Here is a 22611-nt window from a genome sequence, read left to right on the forward strand (position 1 = left end):
ATCAGACCAGAAAACCTGCCGGCCCGTTAACGGCCGTTCATTCCCTTGCCCGCATGGATCAGGGGGGCGGCCTTGTCGATCCGCGAGACCCGTGTGGCCGGTTGCTTGGCTTGCGAGATATGCAGCACCCAGCTGCGCCGCCGTCCCGGTGTCAGCGCATCGAACGCGGTCCTGAACTCGGCATCGCCGTCCAGCCGATCCACAAGCTCGACCGGATATTCAAGATCGTCCTTGGGCAGGTCGATCCTTGTTCCGACTTTCTCGATCTCGATGGCTTCGCAAATATAGGCATTCAGGACAGGCTCAAGCGCCTTGATGCGCGCCACATCGGTAAAATTGATCACCCGTGACGTGCGCGAGTTTTCACCCGGCGCTTCCAGAAGACCTTCCGGATCGCTCAGCAGAACGCCCTTGAAAAAGCCCAAGGTGGCGCGGTCCTTGAAGCCCCAGATAATCGCGACATTGCCGCCGTTATAGGTATAGACAGGCGAGCGCCACTTGAACTCCTCGGTCAAGGCGCTGGCCAATAGCAGGTCGCGCAATGCGGCCAACTCATCCTGCCAATCGGTCAGGTTCCGGAAAATGGTATCAACCTCGGGGTGTTTCTCAGACATGGTCGCTGTCCCTATGCACTATCCGCCGATGGCGATGCCCTCACGACGAGGATCGGCGCCACCCTCCAGCCCGTCGGGCGTAATGGCGATGGCCTGAATGCCCGAGTTCAACTCGGTCTCGTTCACCTCGAAACCCAGATCCGCCATCGGTTTTGCCAGATTGGCCGCAGGGGTTCCTGCCTCAATATCCAACGGACCGAAACGCGACAGGATATTCGGCGCGGCGGCGGCCTGCTGCACATCCATGCCCCAATCCAGATGGGCAATAATGGACTTCGCGACATAGCCGATGATCCGGCTTCCCCCCGGCGAGCCGATGACCAGTACGGGCTTACCGTCCTTCAGCACGATGCTGGGGGCCATAGACGAGCGTGGACGTTTCCCCGGAGCCAGCGCATTCGCAATCGGATAACCCGCCTGATCATGGGTGCTGAAGCTGAAATCGGTCAACTCGTTGTTCAGCAGAAAGCCGTTCGTCATCACCCGTGCGCCGAAGCCGTTCTCGATGGTTGTCGTCATCGAAAGCGCGTTGCCTTGCGCGTCGACAATCGCGATATGCGTGGTCGATGGCAGTTCCAGCGCGTAGTCACGTCCCCAAAGCATCGCGTGGCTCCAGCCCGGTTTACCGGCGCTGACCTCGGGCAGGCTGTCATCTCCGGCAAGAAGTTTTCCACGCTCGGCCAGATAAGCCGGATCGACCAGGCCTTTGGTCGGCATCGGAACGAAATCGCTGTCGGCCATGTAACGCTCGCGATCGGCAAAGGCGAGGCGCGAGGCATCGCCGATCAGCCGCCAGCTTTCCGGATTCTGGGCGCCAAGGCTTGCCAGATCATACCCCCCTAGCATGCCAAGGATTTGCCCGACCGTCAGTGCGCCCGAGGATGGCGGCCCCATGCCGCAGACATCATGCGCGCGATAGGTGGCGCAGACTGCCGGACGTTCCACCACCCGATAGGCCGCCAGATCCGAGGCAGACAGGACACCCGGATTGTCCTTGGCGCCGCGCACCGCCGCGACAATATCCTGCGCCACCGGACCCGAGTAAAACCCGTCCGCGCCCTCGCGCTGCAAGACGCGCAGAACATTTGCGTAATCGGGGTTTTTCAGCAGCGTTCCGGCAGAAATGGCCTGCCCGCCAGGGAAAAAATAGTCGCTGGTTTCAGGATATCGCCGCAGAGCATCGCCTTCGGTCGCGACCAGACCGGCAAGACGCGGCGAGACGGTAAAGCCATGGTCCGCCAGCCGGATCGCATCCTCGAACAGGTTTGACCAATTCGCGCGGCCCCAACGGCGATGCGCGGCTTCCAGCAATGCAGGGGTTCCGGGCGTGCCGACCGAACGTCCCCCGACGACCGCCGCCATGAATTTCAAGGGCGCGCCGGATTCGTCCTGAAACAGCGTCGGCGTGGCCGCCATCGGGGCCGTTTCGCGCGCGTCCAGCGTCGTCAGTTGTCCGGTCCCTGCATCGTACCAGACCAGAAACGCCCCACCGCCAAGGCCCGAGCTTTGCGGCTCGACCAAGCCAAGAACCGTCTGGACGGCGACCATGGCATCGGCAGCCGAACCTCCGGCCTCAAGAACACGCGCGCCAGCCTGTGCCGCCAGCGGATTCGCGGCGCTGACCATCCAGTTCTTGGCCTTGACCGGTTGGCCCGCAACCTTGGCCGTCAGCGCGGCGCGAGCGGCATCGGTCAGATCTCCGAAAGCGTCTGACCGGTCATTTGCGCCGGTCGCGGCCTCGGGCGCGACGGCATCTGTCGCCTGCTGCGCATGGATCGGGAAAGCGACACTGCTTGCCAGCAATGCCAGAACTAAGCTTGTCCGTGTCATGATCTGCCCCTCCGCAATGGGAACAGTCTGACCCCGACAACCCGAGCCTGCAAGGATGGATCGAAATCCGGCGGCAAGCTATCGCGCAAAAGGCGCGATCCGGCAGTCCAGCGCGACAACCAGATCGTCCGGTCGAAGGATGATCTGCAAACCGCGCTGTCCCCCGTTGATATAGATGGTTTCGTGGTCACGGGCGCTCGCCTCAAGCAGCACCGGCACGCTCTTGCGCTGCCCCAAGGGGCTGATGCCGCCAACCTTGTAGCCCGTCATCCGCTCGGCCAGTTCCGGCTTCATCATCTGCGCGGATTTGGCACCGAGGACCGAAGCCAGCGCCTTCATATCCACCTCGGCATCCGAGGGCAGGATCGCGCAGACCGGCTTGCCGTCAACCTCGGTCATCAACGTCTTGAACACACGGGCGGGGGGAACATGCATCGCCTCGGCCGCCTGCAATCCGACCCGCTCGCCACCCGGAGCGTATTCGTATTCGGCCAGTTCGAACGAGATCCCCGCCTTGGTCAATTGCTGCGTTGCCGGAGTGCCTCGGGCCATGATCCATCCCTTGCGATTGTCGCCATGTTTTCCAGATCACCGATATGCATGACGGTTCCGGCGGCAGTCCAGACCCTAACTTCGGCCACCCACCGGCATGGCGTCCAGCCCGTGAATAGTGACGGCCATCCCGTGACGCTCGAACCGGCTTTTCACCTTTTCGATCGCGTCGAATGCGGTGATGTCCCAGACCTTGGCGGCGGTCAGGTCGATGCAGACCGGCCCATCATGTTCCAACGGATCGAAGGCGTCGATAAAGGCGTCAGCCGAGGCAAAGAACAGCTGTCCCTCGACGACATAGCGATTTCCGTCCCGCGTGACCTGCTGCATCTTCGCGACTTTGGCGGCAAAGAAGACACCACTCATCAGCACGCCGATGAAAACGCCAAGCGACAGGTTATGGCTAACCACCGTCACAGCAACCGTCGCAAGCATGACAAGGCTGGACAGACGCGGCGTTTGGCGCAAGCGCCGCAGCGATGCCCAGTCAAGCGTGTCGATCGACACCATGATCATGATCGCGACCAGCGCCGCGACCGGAACCTGCGAGACGACTCCGTTCAGGGCGACCATCAGAAGCAGCAGAATGCCGCCCGCCGCCATGGTGGACAGTCGTCCGCGGCCACCATATTTCACGTTCGAGACCGTCTGGCCGATCATACCGCACCCCGCGATCCCGCCGAACATGCTGGCAGCGACATTGGCAAGACCCAACCCACGCGCTTCGGCATCCTTATCCGACGGCGTGCCGGTCTGGTCGTCCACCACGCTTGCGGTCATCAGCGATTCAAGCAGCCCGACCATCGCGATTGCCAAGGCGGGCAAGAAGATGACCCGCAGCAGGTCAAGGTCTAAGGTCACATCCGGCAGGGCGAAAACCGGCAACCCCTCGGGCAGCTTGCCCAGATCGGCGACCCTCGGAACGTCGATTTTCATCGCCATGCACAGCGCCGTCAGGACGACGACGCAAATCAGCGGCGCGGGGATCTTGGTCGTCAATCGCGGGGCAACGTAGATGATCGCAAGTCCAGCCGCGATCACCCCATAGCCCGTTACACCTGCGTTCAGGATATGTGGCAGCTGCGCCGAGAAAATCAGGATCGCCAAAGCATTGACAAAACCCGTCCGCACCGAGTTCGAGACATAGCGCATCAGCGTGCTGAGCCGCGCGAACCCGAAGGCGATCTGGAACACGCCAGCCAATAATCCCGACGCGAACAGATATTGCACGCCATGGCTTTGCACCAGCGGGGCCGCGACCAGCGCGACCGACCCGGCAGCCGCCGAGATCATCGCCGGACGACCGCCAAAAACCGCGATGACGATGCTGATGACGAACGAAGCGAACAACCCGACCTTGGGGTCAACGCCTGCGGTAAAAGAAAAGGCGATGACCTCGGGGATCAGTGCAAAGGTTGCGACGGCGCCGGCAAGAAGTTCCGAGACAGGGTTTTCCCGCCACTGGCGCAAATAGTGCCGTGTTCTGTTCATGCAGTTCTGGAAAGACAATCTGACAGTTGTCCGGCGGATCGGCGGCCGGAATAGCCACCCGGAATTGCACCGGGTCCAAATGATTTGGCTTTTGATAGGGACAATTTGTCCGATTGCCAACCGTTTCGAAGCAGGCTGCGCAAACTTGGGCGACATCCCTTTTTGCGCACCGCGACCCGGCGGACCTCGGCACGGCAGGATACGGGGCATGTATGACATCTTGACGTTACGACATTTCGTAGCGACGACAGGCGCCTGAATTCCCACTCCGCGATCACGGGCCTTGCCGATGTCACAACTCTACGGATCAGTCTCAGCCGAACTTGCCGACGCATTGGCCACATATCGCGACCGGATCGCTTTGCGCGACCGCCAACTCCGCCTGAGCTATGGCGAGTTGGCCGCATTTGTCACGGCATGTCAGACGGTGCTGGCCCCGCATCAGGCAGTTGCGGTCTATGGCGCTCCGGGGGCGTTGTTCGGGGCGACCGCGACGGCTTGCGTGATTGCGGGCTGCCCGTTCGTCCATCTGGACCCCGCCATGCCAAATGCGGTTCTGGCCAATATCGTGGCCGAACTGGGCATCGGACTGATCCTGACCTCGCAGCCGCCCAAAGCGGGCCAACTGCCCGAGGAATGCGAGGTGATCGATGCGGCGACTTTGTTAGGCGGTCCAGCCGTCCAATCCGTGACCCCTGCCCTGATCGACCCGACCGATACGATCTATCTGGTCGCGACCTCGGGGACGACGGGTCGTCCGAAATGCATTCCGGTGACGCATGATGCCGCGTTCCTGTCCTATCGCTGGCGTGACGCCTATACGCCGTACCGACCCGACATGAAAATCGGAGTCTACATCTTCGCCATCTGGGAGATGTTCCGCCCGCTCCGCAGTGGGGCCGAGGTCTGCTTCCCCGGCCTCGACGATCTGCTATCGCCGCAGGCACTGGTCCGTTTCATGGGCGATCATGACCTGCACGAAATGCTGTTCACGCCCTCATTCTTCGAAAAAATGCTGCAAGGTCTGGATCATGAAACAGCTGCGGCTCTGCCCCTGTGCCGGATCATCCTCAACGGAGAGGTCGTCAGCGACCGCCTGAATGCCGAGGCCCGCGCAAAGCTGCCAGGGGTCGCGTTGTGGAACCTGTACAGCATCTGCGAGACGCATGACATCTGCATGTCCGAACTGACCGCACCCGTCGCTGGCGCTCGGGGCGTGACGGTTGGCAAGGCAATGCAGCATCTACGTGCCGTCGTGCTGGACGACAACGACCGCCCCTGCCCGACCGGCGTTCCGGGTCTTTTGCATTTCGAGGGCGACCGCATGCTGGGGCCGGGCTACATCAACCGCCCCGAGGAAACCTCCCGTCGCTTCCGCGAACTGGTGATCGAGGGCCGCCCCGCCCGCCTATATGACACGGGCGATCAGGGCTTCGTCACCGAAACCGGCGACATCGTCGTGTTGGGGCGCGTTGCCCATATGCTGAAGCTGCGCGGCCACAGCATACAGACCCGCGAACTGACCGAGACATTGGCGGGACTGATCGGCTTTTCGCACGCGATCCCTTGGGTACAGCAAGTCGCGGATCAGGGACAGGCGCTTGTTTTCTACTACACCGCCGACGCGGCCCAGATGACGCAGAACGACGCGCGCTGGCACATATCTCCCGACAGCCATCGCATCCCCGAGACGCTGGCCGAGGCCTTGCGCGCCGTGCTTCCAGCCTATTGCGTGCCAAGCTATCTGGTCCGGTTGGACGAAATCCCGATCCATCAGGTTTCGGGCAAATGCGATTACAAGGCGTTGCCCGCGATCCATGTCGAACAGGCGACCGATATAGCGGACACCCTGCCCGTCATTGCCCATGCCGCGCGTGTCATGTCCTACGCCATTTCCGACATCGACCCCGACCGGTCGTTCCTTGACCAAGGCGGCGATTCCCTGATGTGCGTCGATCTGATCGTCGCGCTGGAAAAAGACTACGGGGTCCGCGTGGACTTCGACTGGGCATTGAACCTGCCTCTGGCACGTTTGCATCAGCTCCTATCGACACAGGCCACGACCTCGCCGCACACGGGTTTCGAGCGCAAGGGCATCTTCCTGACCGGAGCCACCGGCTTTCTGGGACGCCATGTTCTGGCCGAAGCGGCAAAACACCTGCCCGAAGATCAGGTCATCTATTGCCTCGTGCGGGCGGGCAACGAAGATCCCCAACAGCGGCTTGAATCCCTCGCGCGATCCCTGAACCTTCCCGAGGATCGCATTGCTTTGGTCGCCGGTACAATCGACATGCCGCGCTTCGGGCTGGAGGCCGCAGATTACGCGGCGCTGTCGCGACAGATCACCAGCGTCATCCATTGCGCGGCAACGGTGAATCTCGCGGTCGAGCGCGCCCAGATGGAGCAATGGTCGCGCGCTGGCATCGCCAATATTCTTGATCTTTGCCGAGATGCGGGCGCTGATCTGCGCTTTTCGTCGTCCTCGGCAGTCTTTCCGGAACATGCCGGACCGCATCCTGAACGCATTGCCCTGCCCTATCCCGATTGCTCTGGCTACGCAGCGGCAAAGATCGAGGCCGAAGAACAGATTGTCACTTCGGGCGTGCCGGCGACAATCGTGCGCTTGCCCTCGCTTTACGATCTGGAACTGCCCAACCCCAAGGATCTGTACGAAAACATCCTGACCGCCTGCCGCGACGCGAAATGCCTGCCGAAAGCTCTGGCGTTTCCGATGATCGACGTGCGCGCGGCGGCAGCATTTCTCGTGCGGACACCGCCGTCGCAAGGGGCCAGTTTCCGCAACCTGATCGCTGACCAGCAGATCGCCATCGAACATGTTCCCATGGGCTACACGGTCCTGCCCAAAAGCGAGTGGCTGGCCCGCGTCAGGCTGCCCGATCTTCTGCGCAAGCTTATCGCGGACAGCCCTCATATCCTCGATGTCGAGGCCACATTGGAGAATGCCGCCGCGAAATCCGTATGGCAGCAGACCGGACTGGGCAGCTTCAGCCGCCTGTCCGACCCGACCACGCTACTTGCCGACCGGCTGCCCTACCACAACGAGCCCGCATTGACCTGAATATCCTCCATCGTCACGGCGCGGGCAGCATCGCTGACAAGGTAAGCGACCAGTTCGGCGATCTCGTCGGGCTGGACCAGTTTCCCCTGCGGGTTCGAGGCTTCGTATTTCGCGATGACCTCGGCCCGAGGCGCACCCGCCGCGACCTCGTCATCGATGAATTTCGTCAGCATCTCGGTCTGCACCCATGTCGGGCTGATACTGTTGCAGGTGATCCCCAGCGCCGCCCCTTCAAGGCTGACACAGCGCCCCAAGCCCAGCAGGCCCGCCTTGGAGGCGCAATAGGCGGCGTTGTTCGCCATGCCGTGATGCGCCGCGACCGAGGCTATATTAACGATCCTGCCCCATTTCTGCTTCGCCATCGACGGCATCACCGCGCGGATCATCTTGAAAGTGCCGGTCAGGTTCGTGTCCAGCGTCTCGTCCCAAATCCGGTCGGAATGGCCGGTGATGGCGGCCTCTTCATAGACACCGGCCGCGTTCACCAGAATATCGACCCGACCGTAACGTGCCAGAACCCCGTCCACAAATCGCGCACAGCTCTCGGTCTCGCGGACATCCAGCTGCCCAAACCCGATCCCGTCCCCGAACTCGGCACGCAGATCGGCGGTCAATTCGGGATCGTCACCACGCCTTGCACCGACGATGACCACCGTTCCGTGCGCCGCGAGCCTTCGCGCAATCGCGCGACCCATCCCCGACAGGCCGCCGGTGACAATTGCAATTCTGGTTTGGCTGTTCATCAGTCTTAACTATCCGGTCCGTCAGGCGGTTTGCCATGCAACGGGGTTCCGGCGCCTGTTCCGGCCCCCGACCCGCTGACCTAACGGATTGCCAGCCAAGGTCAATCAGCCGTACCGTCACTTAAGTTGACCTGTCGCATCTTGGACCGATCTTACGAAGGCAGGGTGCGACAGTCTGTTCCGCTACCAGATGTTGTGTTAAACTTGCCGCTCGCGCATATAGACGCGACGCATGCAGTGAATTCCATATCTAAATTCCGTTCCTGCTCGCCACCTTGCCCGCGAAACGCCCCACAGGAGTCGCCCGATGAATCAGCTAATGCCCGTCGAGAACGCATCCCCCTTTGCCGCACCGATTGCCGAGCAGATCTGGGACATGAAGTATCGCCTTAAGGACCTATCGGGGACACCAAAGGACGTTACGGTTCAGGATACGTGGCGGCGGATTGCCAAGGATCTTGCGCGGGTCGAAGCCGATCCCGCCGCGTGGGAGGACCGCTTTTATGCCGCGTTGGAAGGATTCAAATTCCTTCCCGCCGGACGGATCATCGCAGGTGCAGGGACCGGCCGCGATGTCACGCTGTTCAACTGCTTCGTGATGGGCACGATCCCCGACAGCATGGCCGGCATCTTCGACATGCTGAAAGAGGCCGCGTTGACCATGCAGCAGGGCGGCGGGATCGGATACGACTTCTCGACGTTGCGCCCCAAAGGCGCACCGGTCATGGGGGTCGCAGCAGACGCCTCGGGTCCGCTGACCTTCATGGATGTCTGGGATTCGATGTGCCGCACCATCATGTCGGCTGGCTCACGGCGCGGGGCGATGATGGCGACGATGCGCTGCGACCACCCCGATATCGAAGAGTTCATCACCGCCAAGCAGGACAGCAAGCGGCTACGCATGTTCAACCTGTCCGTTCTGATCACCGATCCGTTCATGGACGCGGTAAAAGCGGATGCCGACTGGCCACTGGTCTTTGGCGGCAAGACCTTCCGCACCGTCAAGGCGCTGGATCTGTGGAACCGCATCATGCAATCCACCTACGGCTATGCCGAGCCCGGCGTCATTTTCATCGACCGCATCAACAAAGCCAACAATCTTGGCTATTGCGAGACGATCTCGGCCACAAACCCCTGCGGCGAACAACCGCTGCCGCCCTATGGCGCATGCCTGCTCGGCTCGGTCAATCTGGCGCGGCTGGTGATCAACCCGTTCACCGAAAAGGCCGAACTGGATGCAAATGCGCTGGATGAACTGGTCCGGACCTCGGTCCGCATGATGGACAATGTGGTCGATGCGTCGAAGTTTCCGTTGCCGCAACAGGAAGCCGAGGCTCATGCCAAACGCCGTATCGGGCTGGGCGTGACCGGCCTCGCCGATGCGCTGCTGATGCTGGGTCTGCGCTACGGTGCCGAAGACGCGGTGCGTCAAACCCGCGTCTGGATGAAGGCGATTGCCCGCTCGGCCTATCTGGCTTCGGTCGATCTGGCCAAGGAAAAGGGTGCGTTCCCGCTGTTTGATGCGAAGAAGTACCTCAAATCCGGTTTCATGCAGAAGATGGACAAGGACGTTCGCGATGCGATCGCCCAGCACGGTATCCGCAATGCGCTGCTGACTTCGATCGCGCCGACCGGAACGATCTCGCTTTACGCGGGCAATGTCTCGTCTGGGATCGAACCGGTCTTTGCCTATGCCTATACCCGCAAGGTACTGCAAAAGGACGGCTCGCGCACCGAGGAAGAGGTCGTAGATTACGCCGTGCAGATGTGGCGGGACCTTTACGGCGATGCCGCACTTCCCGACTATTTCGTCAATGCCCAGACACTTGCGCCCAAGGATCACGTCGCGATGCAGGCGGCGGCGCAGGAATGGGTCGATAGCTCGATCTCGAAAACGATCAACTGCCCCGAGGATATCAGCTTCGAGGATTTCAAGGATGTCTATATGGCAGCCTGGGATCTGGGCTGCAAAGGCTGCACGACCTACCGGCCGAATGACGTGACCGGATCGGTCCTTTCGGTCGAACCCGAGAAAAAAACCGAGCCCGCTCCGGCCCCGGCGCCCGTAGCAGCTGCCCAACCCGCCCCGCCGCTTGCCCGAGACGAGGTGTTGCAGGGGGAAACCTACAAGCTGAAATGGCCCGACAGCCAACACGCGATCTATGTCACCGTCAACGACACCATGGACGCGGACGGTACCCGCCGCCCCTTCGAGGTCTTCATCAACTCGAAAAACATGGAACATTTCGCCTGGACTGTCGCGCTGACGCGGATGATCTCGGCGGTATTCCGGCGCGGCGGGGATGTCGCATTTGTGGTAGAAGAACTCAAGGCGGTCTTCGACCCGCGTGGCGGATCGTGGATGAAGGGCAAATATGTGCCTTCGATCCTTGCCGCGATCGGCAATATCCTCGAGCAGCACATGACAGCCATCGGCTTTATCGCGGACCGCAGCGCGATTGCGCAGGAGGTCGTCGATGCGCCTCTAGCCAGCAAACCGAAAGGTCAGGCCTGCCCCAGTTGCGGCGAGTTCAGCGTTATCCACGAAGACGGCTGCGAGAAATGCACCAGCTGTCTGTGGAGCCGCTGCGGCTAGTCACGGCCACCCGTGACAATGGGCGAAAGCCCGTTTCGAACTGCTCCAGCGCCTTAGCCAACGGGGGCTGGAGCAGCGTTTCGGCATTCAAGACACCCTTGATCTGACCGCACACAAACCGGTCGGCTGAGCGTCGGATCTCGCGTCCGCAATGACCCGACACCGGTGCGGGTCTGCCGCTTCGGGGCGTGGGTCCGGCAGAGCGGGCTCGTCCCGTCAGTGGCACGATATTACGCCGCGAAAACAGGCGATATTGACTAAGATGTCGCATTGATTTGATTTTCCGTCACAGATATGTATGCTGCCCCCTGATCGCGGCGCGGGGCCATTGGCCTCGTGCCATCCCCTCGGACCAGATTTCGGTCCCGGATGTGACCCCGAAACTGACGGGTTGCGCCGCATCTGCGTGTGTTTCGGCGCGCGCCAAAAATCAGGAGAGACCCCTTGATGAGCAAGTTTCTTGCCTCGACCACTTTCGCATGCCTATGCCTTGGGACTGCGGCCATGGCAGATGACGCCCAATGCGGCAGCATCACCGTCGCCGAGATGAACTGGGCCTCGGCCGGACTTGCGGCGTGGGTAGACAAGATCATCCTCGAGGAAGGTTATGGCTGTGACGTCGCGCTGGTCGCGGGCGACACGATGCCCACATTCACCTCAATGAACGAAAAATCCGAACCCGACATGGCCCCCGAATTGTGGGTCAATGCCGTCAAGGAGCCGCTGGATAAAGCTGTCGCGGAAGGGCGCATCGTGCTTGCATCCGAGATCCTGTCCGATGGCGGTGTCGAAGGCATCTGGGTTCCGACATGGCTGGCCGAGGAACACGGAATCAAGACGCTTGCCGACGCCTTGGCCCATCCCGAGCTGTTTCCGGGCGCCGAAGACGACAGCAAAGGCGCATGGTTCGGCTGTCCCTCGGGTTGGGCATGCCAATCGATCAACCGCAACCAGTTCCTTGGCGCGAAGGCCGAGGACAAGGGTTTCGAACTGGTCGATTCAGGATCGGCAGCCGCATTGGACGGCTCAATTGCACGGGCCTTCAATCGCAAGGAAGGTTGGCTGGGTTATTATTGGGCCCCGACCGCCATCCTTGGGCAATATGACATGACCAAGCTGGACCTTGAGGCCGAAGTGAACAGCGAACGCTGGGATGGCTGCATGGTCAAATCGGATTGTGCCGACCCGCAAGTGACCGAATGGCCGGTTTCGGACGTCTACACCGCGGTGACCGGCGAGTTTGCGGATAAGGCCGGCATTGCACTGGACTATGTCAAAGCACGTAGCTGGAGCAACGACACCGTCAACCAGATGCTGGCATGGATGACCGAAAATCAGGCCAGCAACGAAGACGGCGCTTACGAATTCCTTGAAAATCACGCCGATATCTGGACCGCGTGGGTCCCCGAGGATGTCGCCGAAAAGGTCAAATCCGCGCTCTGATTAGACCGACAGCGCCATCCGGGCAGGGCCGCATCCGGCCTTGCCCATTCGCATTTTCATAGGACATGATCATGGACCTTATCAGCTTCCCGGAAATGAGCCGGGGCAGCTTGCGCGCCATGCGCCAGACCATCGACGGCGCGTTTAGGGACTTTACCCGCGCATGGGGCGAAACGCTTGAAGCGATCTTCTCGCCCCTGCAAAGCCTGCTGACCTTTCTCGAGAACCTACTGATCCATTCGCCGTGGATTCTGGTGCTGGCGGCGATTTCGTTGGGGATCTGGCTGCTCAGCCGCAGCTGGCGGATCGTCGTCGGCGCGGTAGTGGCGCTGGTCGCCATCGGCTATTTCGGCATGTGGGAAGACACGATGCGGACCATCGCCATGGTCGCCGTCTGCACGCTGATCGCCGTGGTCGTGGGGATTCCGATCGGCATCCTGATGGCCCAATCGAAACGCACGAACGCCGTCGTGACGCCTGTTTTGGACATGATGCAGACCATGCCCAGTTTCGTCTATCTTATCCCCGTCGTCATGATCTTTGGTCTTGGCAAAGTACCGGGCGTGATTGCCGTGGTGATCTACGCCATTCCTCCGGTCATCCGGTTGACCAATCTGGGCATTCGTCAGGTCGCCCCCGACGTACTTGAGGCAGCCGACGCTTTCGGGTCGTCGGACTGGCAGAAACTGCGGGACGTACAACTGCCGCTGGCCCTTCCGACCATCATGGCGGGCGTGAACCAAACCATCATGATGAGCCTAGCCATGGTCGTTGTCGCCTCAATGATCGGTGTGCGGGGTCTGGGACAGCCAGTGCTTCAGGCGATCAACCAGCAGTATTTCACCATGGGCGTGATGAACGGCCTCGCCATTGTGGCCATTGCCATCATCATGGACCGCACGACGCAAGCCTATGGCCACCGCCTGCAAAAACATTCGGAGGTCCGCAAGTGAACGCGAACGATAGCCACGATATAGAAATTCGCCATCTTTACAAAATATTCGGATCTGAATCGCGAAATTACATCAAGTCGGTCAAGGACGGCATGACCAAGGCCGAGTTGAACGATCTGCACAACCATGTGCTGGCCTTGCACGACATCAACCTGACCATCCCGCGTGGCAGGATCACGGTCATCATGGGTCTCTCCGGCTCGGGAAAATCAACGCTGGTGCGCCATCTGAACGGGCTGATCCGTCCTACGGCAGGCGAGGTATTGTTCGACGGCAAGGATGTCGCGACGATGTCTCCGGCGCAATTACGCGAATTCCGGCGGATGAAGATCGCGATGGTGTTCCAGAAGTTCGCCCTTTTGCCGCACCGTACTGTCTTGCAGAACGCGGCTTATGGCCCAAGTCTGCGCGGCGTTTCCGCCTCGGAAGCCGAACGTCTGGCCCGCCACTGGATCGACCGCGTCGGGCTAGCAGGTTACGAAGATTACTATCCGCGCCAACTTTCCGGCGGCATGCAGCAGCGCGTCGGACTGGCGCGAGCGCTAGCGAACGATGCCGAAATCCTGCTGATGGACGAGGCGTTTTCGGCGCTTGATCCGCTGATCCGCGTCGACATGCAGTCCATCCTGCTGGAATTGCAGCAAGAATTGCAAAAGACCATCGTCTTCATCACCCACGATCTGGACGAGGCGCTGCGCCTTGGCGACCAGATCGCCATCCTGCGCGACGGTGCCATGCAGCAGGTCGGCTCGCGCGAGGATATCGTTCTGCGGCCCGCCAACAGCTATGTCGCCGATTTCGTGCGCGAGGTGAATCGCGGCCGCATCCTCGAAGTCAGGTCCGTGGCAACGCCGGTCGCGGCAAATGACGACCTGCCCGATTTCGAGGTCAAGGCACGCTCGAAACTGGACGTGGTGGCCCGTCGGATGACCTCCGAGGGGGTGGCTCGGGCCTTGGTTCGGGACCGTCAGGGAACCGTGGTCGGAACGATCGATCTGCCCGCGATCCTTGATGCGATGGTCAATCCTGCCGACGCAGCCTCGGACGCCGAGGACGCGGCCTAAGTGACGGCTTCTGCCGTCCCGCTCGGGATGGCAGAAGCCCATGAACCGTGCCCGCATCTGGTGCGTTAGCCTGTGCTATTCCGACAGATCACGAGATACGCTTTGCCACTTAGTCCGCCCCGTTTCGCCCGCACCCTTCGTGGCTTCGTCTCCCGATGACTCCGCCCGGAATTTTCTGGCTTACCCGCGATTTTCGCTTTCAGGACAATCCCGCTTTAGCTGCGGCCATACGTCAGGGACCGCTTCTGGCGCTGTTTTTCCTGGACAGGCAATTGATGGCGCAGGGGGCCGCCAGCCGGTGGAGGCTCGAGCGCGCGTTGAAAGCCTTTGACGCAGAGTTGCGCCGCCGCACCCAGGGACAGGGAGTGCTGATCCTGAAGGGCGAACCGGACAAACTGCTGCCCGACCTGCTGCGCGAAACCGGTGCGCGGGAAGTCCACCAAAGCGACTGGCCCGCGCCCGAGATGCGACGAATGCAAATTCAGGTGCAAGATGCGCTCAAGCCGCTGAATGCCGCGCTGATCCTGCATCCGGGCCATTTGCTGACCCATCCGGCGAACATCCGGACCGGACAAGGCGGAACCTATCGCGTTTTCACGCCATTCGCACGGGCGCTGCGGGCGTTCGGGCCGGATCGTCCTGTTCCACCTGCTCCGCAACGGATCAGCCCATTCGCGAACCCGCCGTCCGGCGTCGCGATTAAGGATATCGATCTGGCCCACGACATGAAACGCGGCAACAGCGTATTGACCAGATACGCCCTGCCAAGCGGAGAAACTGCTGCATTGGATCGGCTGGAAGACTTCCTTGACCATGCGGCAGGCTACGCCGACCAGCGCGACCGACCGGATCTGGACGCGACCTCTGGCCTGTCCGAGCATTTGGCCGTTGGCGAAATCAGCCCGCGCACGGTCTGGGCCATCGCCTCGGGGCGGATCAGGGAGCGACCAGAAACAAGCGACGCCATTGCAAAATTTCTATCCGAACTGATCTGGCGCGAATTTGCTTGGCACCTGCTGATCGATTTTCCCCCTATGGCGAAAGTCCCGTGGCGCGACGAATGGGCAAGCTTTCCTTGGCGCGGCCCCAACCCCGACTTCGCGCAATGGAGCCGCGCCGATACCGGAGTAGCACTCGTCGATGCCGGTCTGCGCGAGATGCGGGTGACAGGACGGATGCACAATCGTGTCCGCATGGTGGTCGCGAGCTACCTGACCAAGCACTTCTTGACCGACTGGAGATTGGGACTGGCCCATTTTCAGGACAGCCTGACCGACTGGGATCCGGCAGCGAATGCCATGAACTGGCAATGGGTGGCGGGATGCGGACCGGATGCCTCGCCTTTTTTTCGCATATTCAATCCCGAGAAACAGGCCAAGCAATTCGATCCACATGGCCATTATCGTCACCGATGGCTTGCCGGTTGGACGGGCGAACCCGCGCCAGAGGCGCTGGCCTATTTCGCCACCCTACCCTCGGGCTGGAGCGTTTCGCGTAACTGGCGCGAACGTTCGGACCTTCAGCATGGCCGAAGCCGCGCGTTGGATGCCTATCACCGGTTTCGTGGGGACGGCTAAAGAATCTCGCCCCCGTCGATCACCAGCGCGAGCCCGGTCACGAAGCTCGACCGGTCCGAGGCCAGATAGACGATGCCATCGGCGATTTCCTCGGGGCTGGCCCAGCGGCCCATCGGGATTGTGTCGGCGACATAGGATTCCAGCGCGCTGCGCCCGCCCATCTGGTTCTCGAAGCCCGCATTGAAGGGCGTGTCGACGAAACCGGGGCAAAGCGCGTTGAAGCGGATCCTGTCGCGGGCGTAATCCGCCGCCATTTGCCGCACCATCGCCACCGCTGCATGCTTCGTCGTGGCATAGGAAATCATCCCGCGATCATACTGACAGCCGGAATTCGAGGCCGTGATGATGACCGAGCCGCCACCCTGCGCCCGCATCGGGCCAACCACTTCACGCGCCAGCACGAAATGCGCGCGTACGTTCAACTGCCAAGACAGGTCCATCTGATCGGGCGTGATATCCTCAAGCCGACCGGCGATCTGGATACCGGCATGGGAATGCAGGACGTCAATGCGCCCGTGCCGCGCCAGCACCCCCGCCACCAACGCGGCAATGGCTGCGTCATCGCGGGCGTCCAAACCCTGCCCCTCGGCGCGACCACCCGCGTCGGTGATGGCATCTGCGGTGGCCTGCGCCAGACCCTCGCGCAGGTCGGTGACGATGACCGTAGCGCCCTCGGCGGCCATGGCCAGCGCCCCGGCGCGCCCGATCCCTGAGCCTGCGCCCGTGACAAGGGCGATCCGCCCCTCAAGACAGCCTGTCATGGTATTCTCCTAATGTCCGGGGGCTTTGCCTCGCCGGAGCGTCAGTTGCGCGATGACCAGCAGCATGAGCGAGGCCCCCATCACCATCGTGCCGATGGCATTGATTTCAGGCGTCACCCCCCGCCGGATCGACGAAAAGATGTAGATGGGCAGCGTCGTTTCCGAGCCAGCGACAAAGAAGGCGATGATGAAGTCGTCGAAGCTGAAGGTGAAACTGAGCAGGAACCCCGCCATGATCGCCGGGGCCAGCATCGGCAGCGTCACCTGTCGGAAGGTGGCCAGCGGCCCCGCCCCCAGATCGCTTGAGGCCTCGATCAGCGCGCGGTCCATGCCTTCGATGCGGGCGCGCACGATGATGATCACCAGCGACATGGTGAACAGCACATGCGCCGCGATCAGGCTGCCATGGCCCATCGACAGCCGCCAGCCGGTCGCGGCCTCCAGCCACGGGTTCACCGCGTCGAAGACCGTGACCAGTGCGATCAGCGTGGCGATGCCGATGACGATGCCGGGGATCATCACCGCGATATAGATCAGCGCGTCGAACAGGACGCGGATGCGCCCCTTCATCCCCGACAGGGCCAGCGCGGCCATGGTGCCAAAGACCGATGCCAGAATGGCCGATACCAGCGCCACCGTGGCCGAGGTTTTCAGCGCATCGATCACGAAGGGGTTCGACAGCGCCTTGCCATACCATTGTGTGGAAAACCCCTGCATCTGGCTGGCCGAGCGTCCGGCGGAAAAACTGAACAGCGCGATGATGCCGATGGGCAGGTACAGGAAGATATAGACGGAGAGGGCGTAAATTCTCATGGCTGTCTCACATCAGGCCGACATCATCGCGCGCCGCACCGATCCGGCTGAGGAAGCGCATATATAGCGTCACCGTGACCAGCATGACCGCGACCAGCGTCACCGCCATGGCCGAGCCAAAGGCCCAATTTCGCGATTGCAGGAACAGATCGACCAGCGCATTGCCGACGAAGAAGACCTTGCCGCCGCCCAGCATCTGCGGGATCAGGTATTCCCCCATCAGCAGGATGAAAACCAGCATTGACCCGGTGGCGACGCCCGGCAGCGACAGCGGCAGCGTCACCTGCAGAAAGCTGCGCCAAGGCGGCGCGCCAAGGTCGGATGAGGCCTCAAGCAGGCGCTTGTCCAGCCGCTCGAGGCTGACATAGATCGGAAAGACCATCAGCGGCAGGTAGCCATAAACGATGCCCACCAGCACCGCGAAGGGGGTGTTGATCAGACGGATATCGCCCAAGCCCAGATCGGCCAGCAGCGCCGGGATGCCACGACCGCCCAGCAGGAAAATCCACGCATAGCTGCGGATCAGGATCGAGGTCCAGAAGGGCACGATCACCAAGACCAGCAGCGCCGTCCGCCAGCGCGGATTGGATTTCACCGCCAGAAAATAGGCCAGCGGATAGGCGATCAGCAGCGCCGCCAGCGTGCCCACGGGTGCCAGGACCAGCGTGTTCTGGAAAGCCGTCCAGCGGCTTCCCAGATTGGCATATTGGGCAAGGGTCAGCGCCGGGGCATACCCCCCCGCCGGAGCCCTTTCGCCAAGCGAATAGACCAGCACCACGGCCAGCGGCAGCACCAATAGCGCCGCATACCACAGGCCCGCAGGTCCAAGAAGCAGCCAGCGGGCGCGGGCCTTGGTCATGGTCACCCCCTCCTCAGGCCGATTTGAAGCGCGCCATCAGCTCGGCGCGGTTCGGGTCGGTCAGGGTCGCGGCCGCGCCGAATTCCTGCACGTTCAGCAGATCTGCCGCCGGATACAGGATCGGGTCGGCCAGCACTTCCTTGGGCAGCAGCGCGTTGACGCGGCTATCGGCCACCGGGAAGCCATGCGCGGTCGCCTCGCGGGCGTTCACCTGCGGGTCGATCAGGAAGTTGATCAGCGCATAGGCCGCCTCGCGATGCGGGGCGTTTTTCGGGATGGCGTAGTAATCCGACCAGATCTCGCCGCCCTCTTTGCCAAGGGCGAAGTGGATTTCCGGGATGTCGCGGTTCATCTGCTTGCCCTCGCCGGTCCAGCACATGGTCATCCACGCATCGCCATTGCGCATCGACGGCTGGTAATCCGAGCTGATCGCGAACAGATGCGGCTTGACCTGCAACAGCAGCTTTTCGGCATCGGCCAGTTCCTTAGGATCGACCGAGTTGAAGGAATAGCCGTAATATTTCAAAGCATTGCCGATGGTGGTCAGCTGGTAGTCATGCACCATGGTCCGACCCGAGAAATCGGTCATGGTCAGGTCGAAGAACTCTTTCCAGCTGGTGAAGGGGGCCTTGGCCTTGGTGCTGTCCCACGCCATGCCGGTGGTGCCCCAGTTTTTCGGCACCGCATACAGCTTGCCATTGACCGTGCCCGCATCGGCAAAGCGCGCATCAAAGGCCGCCGCGTCGTAATTGGGCAGCTTGGACAGGTCCAGTGGCTCGATCAGGTCGGCATCGACATAGGTGGTGATGGTGTAGTTCGTCGGCACGAACACATCCCAGCCCGAGCCGCCCGCCTGCAGTTTCGCCAGCATTTCCTCATTCGAGCCAAAGACGTTGACCTGCGTCGCGACCCCGGTTTCCTTCTGGAAGATCGCGAAGTTTTCCACGTCGTGATAGTTCGGCCATGTCGCCAGCACGGCGCGGTCGCCAAGCTCGGCGGCATGGGCGCCGCGCGGGCGCAGCATCGGCATGGCACCCGCCATCACCGCCATGGCCGTGCCCAGACCCGTCACCCCAAGGAAGTGCCGGCGCGAGACCGAGCCCTTGCGGTAGCGTTCCAGTTCTTCTGCGAATTTCCGACGCGAGATCGGTGCGTTATCGTCCTGCATCTGTCGCTTCCCTTGTTGGAGATGTCAGTCTTGACCAAGGATCAGGCCATTGCCCTGATCCCAAAGGATGTGAAGCTGGGTGCCCACATCCACGCCCGGCAAGGCTCTTTCGGCCTGTCTCGGGACCATGACCTGCAATTCGCCCAAGTCGGGATGGCGCAGCAGGTATTCCACATGTTCGCCCAGGAAGGTCATACGCGCGACCGTGGCGGTGATGTCCGGTAGGCCGGGTTCCGCAGAGGCGCCAAGGCGCAGCCCCTCGGGGCGGATGGCGATGTCCACCTTGTCGCCGGGGTTGACCGGGCGCGGGGCCTCGACCACGACATCGTGGTTCGAGGCCAACCGGACCAGCGCATGTTCCCCGATATTGCGGGTCACCGTGCCGGGCAGAATATTGGCGCGGCCCACGAAATCCGCGACATAGCGGTTGGCGGGGCGGTCATAAAGTTCGCGTGGGGTGCCGATCTGGGCAATGCGGCTCTTGCCCATGATGCAGATGCGGTCCGACATGGACAACGCCTCTTGCTGGTCATGGGTGACAAGGATGAAGGTGATGCCCAGCTTCCTTTGCAAAGACAGCAGTTCCATCTGCATCTCGGCGCGCAGCTTGGCGTCCAGCGCGGCCATGGGTTCGTCGAGCAGCAGGATCTTCGGCTCATTGACGATGGCGCGGGCCAAGGCCACGCGCTGCTGCTGGCCGCCCGACATTTCCCAGATCCGGCGCGGGCCGAAATCGCCCAGACGCACCGTGTCCAGCGCGCGGGCGACGCGGGCAGCGATGTCATCCTTCGCCAGTTTCGGGCGGCGCTGGCGCAGCCCATAGCCGACGTTTTCCGCCACCGTCATATGCGGGAACAGTGCGTAATGCTGGAAGACCATATTGACCGGGCGGCGATGCGCCGGTTCCGCCCCGATATCCTGCCCGTCGATCAGGATGCGCCCTTCGGTTGGGGCCTCAAACCCCGCCAGCATCCGCAAAGCCGTGGTCTTGCCGCAGCCCGAGGGGCCAAGAAATGACAGGAACTCGCCCTTGCCGATCCGTAGGTTCAGCCGGTCGGCGGCCAGCACCTTGCCGAACCTTTTGGTCGTGTCGACGAATTCGGCGATCACCTCGCCCTGCTCGGCATATGCCATGCTGCAGCCTTCCCTGTCGATAAACCCTTGACGCGGGCTACCCCTTGATTTGAGAAATTCGTAGAAAACTGTCAAAGCGTTGTATATACCACAAAAGGCATAGAGACGCGTCCGACCTGCGAAAGGTGACGAATGGACTGGATCGAGGCAAGCGCGCGGGTGGTCGATGGCTTAGGCACGCCCGAATTTCCGGCAGAGCTTGTCGCGGCCCTGCGCTGCGTCGCGCCATTCGAGCATAGCGTGACCTTTGCCTATTTTCAGGACCGACGACCCATCGCGCTACATGACGAGTTTCCCGCATGGAAACGGCAGGTCATGGTCGAGGATTATCAGGCCGGGCCCTATCTTCTCGACCCGTTCTATCTGCAGCCCCCGCCCAAAAGCGAGGCCCTGTTGACGCGCCTGCGCGACCTCGCCCCTGATCGCTTCTATCAGGCGGAGTACTTTCGGAACTACTATGTCCGGACCGAGCTTGCCGAAGAAATAGGCTTCATGGTCGATATGGGGCAAGGCGTTCATCTGGTGGTTTCGGCGATGCGGGCCGCGCGGGTCTTCTCGGCGCGCGAGTTCAGAGAACTGAACGCCGTCCTGCCCTTCGTTGCCGCCACGGCCCGCAAGAACTGGCCCGATCTTTGTGGGCAATTCGCAGATCAGCCCGCTCCCAAGCAGGGGGCATTGTCCGAGAGGATAGATTCGGCGTTCCGCAAAGTCGGGCGCAATCTACTGACCCCACGCGAGACGGAAGTGGTGGAATATACCCTGAAGGGCCATTCCGCCGAGGCCACCGGCCGCGCTCTCGGGATTTCAAGCGGCACCGTCCGCATCCACAAGCGCAACATCTATGCCAAACTGCATATCAGTTCGCAGGGTGAGCTATTCTCGAACTTTATCGCTGCGTTGGATGAGCTGAAATAACGCCGAATCCGTTCGAATTTTCGCTGGAGTGGTTTACAGGATCAGTTTCGGCCGCAGAACAGGAGCACGCCCATGGCCTTTACCTTCAGGCAATTGTGCTACTTCCTTGCCGCCGCCGAAAACGGATCGGTATCCGGCGCGGCGCAGGTGCTGGCGATCTCGCAATCCGCCGTGACCGAGGCGATCCGCGACCTCGAAGCCGATCTGGGCGTGCAATTGTTCGACCGTCACCCGCGCGGGCTGGATATCACTCCGCGCGGGCACCAGTTCCTGCGACACGCGCAAAAGGTCATGGAATCGGTTTCGGATGCGCGGCAGGCGATGGTGCAAGAGGGAACCCGGCTTTCGGGCAAGCTGAATATCGGTGTGACCTCGCTGGTCGCAGGCTATGTCATTTCCGACGTGCTGGCGCGATTTCGGCGGGCAAACCCTGCGGTTGAACTGGCCGCGCTTGAGGATAGCGGCGAATATCTGGAGCACCTGCTGATAGGTGGCGAGTTGGACGTTGCGGTAATGGTCACATCGAACCTGCGCGACCGGTTGGCTTTGCAGGCGGAAATTCTTGATGTTTCGCCGTATCAGCTATGGCTACCGAACGGGCATCCGCTGGCATCGCAGCCATCCGTCTCGATCGAGGATCTGGCTAATGAACCGATGATCATGCTGCGGCTTGACGAGACCGAGCAACCGACCCGTCGCCTGCTGGATGCCTTTGGGGCCAAGCCCAAGATCGCCTTCCGCACCCGTTCGGTCGAGGCCGTCCGGTCATTGGTCGCCACCGGCGCAGGGATCGCGATCTTGCCCGCGCTGATCTATCGCCGCTGGTCGCTCGAGGGCGACCCGATCGTCTCGCGCGACGTGTCGGGTGCGTTGCCGGTCGTGCAGGTCGGCGTCGTCTGGCGCAAAGGCGCGCCGCTGTCGCCAGCCGTGCGCGAATTCATCCGCACCGCGCAGTCCCAGAAGCGATGACCATCATATCGGAATTTCCGATATCGACCTTCTGATAATTGAATTTGCGA

At 61.7% G+C, this 22611-nt stretch carries 18 protein-coding genes and 1 other annotated feature; of the genes, 8 read left to right on the plus strand and 10 right to left on the minus strand.

All coding sequences use genetic code 11. The features are described from left to right. Positions 1-26: 26 nt before the first annotated feature. The 4 genes from GL286_RS09710 to GL286_RS09725 form a co-directional block, all read right to left on the minus strand. Positions 27-614, minus strand: a complete 588-nt coding sequence (locus GL286_RS09710; RefSeq protein ID WP_155095357.1) for a YdeI/OmpD-associated family protein — start codon at positions 612-614, stop codon at positions 27-29. Positions 615-632: 18 nt separating this feature from the next. Next, the gene (ggt, locus tag GL286_RS09715; RefSeq protein ID WP_155095358.1) at positions 633-2444 is read right to left on the minus strand and encodes a gamma-glutamyltransferase; all 1812 of its coding nucleotides are present in this window, start codon (positions 2442-2444) and stop codon (positions 633-635) included. 78 nt (positions 2445-2522) lie between these two features. After that, complete coding sequence (gene ybaK / locus GL286_RS09720; RefSeq protein ID WP_155095359.1) at positions 2523-2996, minus strand: Cys-tRNA(Pro) deacylase; 474 nt, start codon at positions 2994-2996, stop codon at positions 2523-2525. 75 nt (positions 2997-3071) lie between these two features. Beyond that, positions 3072-4487: a SulP family inorganic anion transporter gene (locus tag GL286_RS09725; RefSeq protein WP_155095360.1), complete on the minus strand. Its 1416-nt coding sequence runs from the start codon at positions 4485-4487 to the stop codon at positions 3072-3074. Between the two features lie 24 nt (positions 4488-4511). After that, positions 4512-4567 (minus strand) — a sequence feature (sul1 is cis-regulatory element that is thought to sense ions involved in sulfur or methionine metabolism; They are found in Alphaproteobacteria). A 209-nt stretch (positions 4568-4776) separates the two neighbouring features. Between GL286_RS09725 and GL286_RS09730 the strand changes: the two genes are divergently transcribed. After that, positions 4777-7566, plus strand: coding sequence for an AMP-binding protein (locus GL286_RS09730; protein ID WP_155095361.1), 2790 nt, complete (start codon positions 4777-4779; stop codon positions 7564-7566). On the opposite strand, the gene GL286_RS09735 is transcribed toward GL286_RS09730, so the two are convergent. Then, a complete protein-coding gene (locus tag GL286_RS09735; RefSeq protein ID WP_155095362.1) occupies positions 7539-8309 on the minus strand; it encodes an SDR family NAD(P)-dependent oxidoreductase in 771 nt (256 codons plus the stop codon). The genes GL286_RS09730 and GL286_RS09735 overlap by 28 nt on opposite strands. A gap of 307 nt (positions 8310-8616) precedes the next feature. On the opposite strand from GL286_RS09735, the gene GL286_RS09740 reads away from it, so the two are divergent. The 5 genes from GL286_RS09740 (at position 8617) to GL286_RS09760 (ending at position 15942) form a co-directional block, all read left to right on the plus strand. Further along, positions 8617-10905 carry an adenosylcobalamin-dependent ribonucleoside-diphosphate reductase gene (locus GL286_RS09740; protein WP_246184897.1) on the plus strand — a complete coding sequence of 763 codons (2289 nt, stop codon included), beginning with the start codon at positions 8617-8619 and terminating at the stop codon, positions 10903-10905. A gap of 447 nt (positions 10906-11352) precedes the next feature. Next, a complete protein-coding gene (locus GL286_RS09745; RefSeq protein WP_155095363.1) occupies positions 11353-12348 on the plus strand; it encodes an ABC transporter substrate-binding protein in 996 nt (331 codons plus the stop codon). 71 nt (positions 12349-12419) lie between these two features. Further along, positions 12420-13301 carry an ABC transporter permease gene (locus GL286_RS09750; RefSeq protein ID WP_155095364.1) on the plus strand — a complete coding sequence of 294 codons (882 nt, stop codon included), beginning with the start codon at positions 12420-12422 and terminating at the stop codon, positions 13299-13301. Then, positions 13298-14365 carry a quaternary amine ABC transporter ATP-binding protein gene (locus tag GL286_RS09755; protein ID WP_343038862.1) on the plus strand — a complete coding sequence of 356 codons (1068 nt, stop codon included), beginning with the start codon at positions 13298-13300 and terminating at the stop codon, positions 14363-14365. Before GL286_RS09750 ends, GL286_RS09755 begins: the two co-directional genes overlap by 4 nt. A gap of 155 nt (positions 14366-14520) precedes the next feature. Further along, positions 14521-15942, plus strand: a complete 1422-nt coding sequence (locus GL286_RS09760) for a cryptochrome/photolyase family protein (RefSeq protein WP_155095366.1) — start codon at positions 14521-14523, stop codon at positions 15940-15942. Here GL286_RS09760 and GL286_RS09765 read toward each other — a convergent pair. The 5 genes from GL286_RS09765 to GL286_RS09785 are packed head-to-tail and all read right to left on the minus strand — an operon-like array spanning position 15939 to position 20677. Beyond that, positions 15939-16703: an SDR family NAD(P)-dependent oxidoreductase gene (locus GL286_RS09765; RefSeq protein ID WP_155095367.1), complete on the minus strand. Its 765-nt coding sequence runs from the start codon at positions 16701-16703 to the stop codon at positions 15939-15941. The genes GL286_RS09760 and GL286_RS09765 overlap by 4 nt on opposite strands. 9 nt (positions 16704-16712) lie before the next feature. Continuing rightward, positions 16713-17516, minus strand: coding sequence for an ABC transporter permease (locus GL286_RS09770; protein ID WP_155095368.1), 804 nt, complete (start codon positions 17514-17516; stop codon positions 16713-16715). A 7-nt stretch (positions 17517-17523) separates the two neighbouring features. Beyond that, positions 17524-18375: an ABC transporter permease gene (locus GL286_RS09775; protein ID WP_155039486.1), complete on the minus strand. Its 852-nt coding sequence runs from the start codon at positions 18373-18375 to the stop codon at positions 17524-17526. A gap of 13 nt (positions 18376-18388) precedes the next feature. Continuing rightward, a complete protein-coding gene (locus GL286_RS09780; protein WP_155095369.1) occupies positions 18389-19543 on the minus strand; it encodes an ABC transporter substrate-binding protein in 1155 nt (384 codons plus the stop codon). 24 nt (positions 19544-19567) lie between these two features. Then, positions 19568-20677, minus strand: a complete 1110-nt coding sequence (locus GL286_RS09785) for an ABC transporter ATP-binding protein (protein ID WP_155095370.1) — start codon at positions 20675-20677, stop codon at positions 19568-19570. A gap of 132 nt (positions 20678-20809) precedes the next feature. Between GL286_RS09785 and GL286_RS09790 the strand changes: the two genes are divergently transcribed. After that, on the plus strand, positions 20810-21592 hold the full coding sequence (locus GL286_RS09790) for a helix-turn-helix transcriptional regulator (protein WP_155095371.1): 783 nt from the start codon (positions 20810-20812) through the stop codon (positions 21590-21592). 72 nt (positions 21593-21664) lie between these two features. After that, positions 21665-22561, plus strand: a complete 897-nt coding sequence (locus GL286_RS09795) for a LysR family transcriptional regulator (RefSeq protein WP_155095372.1) — start codon at positions 21665-21667, stop codon at positions 22559-22561. The last annotated feature ends 50 nt before the right edge of the window (positions 22562-22611 follow it).

The organism is Paracoccus aestuariivivens, from assembly GCF_009711225.1.
Classification (GTDB): domain Bacteria; phylum Pseudomonadota; class Alphaproteobacteria; order Rhodobacterales; family Rhodobacteraceae; genus Paracoccus; species Paracoccus aestuariivivens.

Excerpts from the sequence above, each read along its gene's own strand:
- GL286_RS09710 (WP_155095357.1), bottom strand. The coding sequence starts at position 614 with ATGTCTGAGAAACACCCCGAGGTTGATACCATTTTCCGGAACCTGACC.
- ggt (WP_155095358.1), bottom strand. The coding sequence starts at position 2,444 with ATGACACGGACAAGCTTAGTTCTGGCATTGCTGGCAAGCAGTGTCGCT.
- ybaK (WP_155095359.1), bottom strand. The coding sequence starts at position 2,996 with ATGGCCCGAGGCACTCCGGCAACGCAGCAATTGACCAAGGCGGGGATC.
- GL286_RS09725 (WP_155095360.1), bottom strand. The coding sequence starts at position 4,487 with ATGAACAGAACACGGCACTATTTGCGCCAGTGGCGGGAAAACCCTGTC.
- GL286_RS09730 (WP_155095361.1), top strand. The coding sequence starts at position 4,777 with ATGTCACAACTCTACGGATCAGTCTCAGCCGAACTTGCCGACGCATTG.
- GL286_RS09735 (WP_155095362.1), bottom strand. The coding sequence starts at position 8,309 with ATGAACAGCCAAACCAGAATTGCAATTGTCACCGGCGGCCTGTCGGGG.
- GL286_RS09740 (WP_246184897.1), top strand. The coding sequence starts at position 8,617 with ATGAATCAGCTAATGCCCGTCGAGAACGCATCCCCCTTTGCCGCACCG.
- GL286_RS09745 (WP_155095363.1), top strand. The coding sequence starts at position 11,353 with ATGAGCAAGTTTCTTGCCTCGACCACTTTCGCATGCCTATGCCTTGGG.
- GL286_RS09750 (WP_155095364.1), top strand. The coding sequence starts at position 12,420 with ATGGACCTTATCAGCTTCCCGGAAATGAGCCGGGGCAGCTTGCGCGCC.
- GL286_RS09760 (WP_155095366.1), top strand. The coding sequence starts at position 14,521 with ATGACTCCGCCCGGAATTTTCTGGCTTACCCGCGATTTTCGCTTTCAG.
- GL286_RS09765 (WP_155095367.1), bottom strand. The coding sequence starts at position 16,703 with ATGACAGGCTGTCTTGAGGGGCGGATCGCCCTTGTCACGGGCGCAGGC.
- GL286_RS09770 (WP_155095368.1), bottom strand. The coding sequence starts at position 17,516 with ATGAGAATTTACGCCCTCTCCGTCTATATCTTCCTGTACCTGCCCATC.
- GL286_RS09775 (WP_155039486.1), bottom strand. The coding sequence starts at position 18,375 with ATGACCAAGGCCCGCGCCCGCTGGCTGCTTCTTGGACCTGCGGGCCTG.
- GL286_RS09780 (WP_155095369.1), bottom strand. The coding sequence starts at position 19,543 with ATGCAGGACGATAACGCACCGATCTCGCGTCGGAAATTCGCAGAAGAA.
- GL286_RS09785 (WP_155095370.1), bottom strand. The coding sequence starts at position 20,677 with ATGGCATATGCCGAGCAGGGCGAGGTGATCGCCGAATTCGTCGACACG.
- GL286_RS09790 (WP_155095371.1), top strand. The coding sequence starts at position 20,810 with ATGGACTGGATCGAGGCAAGCGCGCGGGTGGTCGATGGCTTAGGCACG.
- GL286_RS09795 (WP_155095372.1), top strand. The coding sequence starts at position 21,665 with ATGGCCTTTACCTTCAGGCAATTGTGCTACTTCCTTGCCGCCGCCGAA.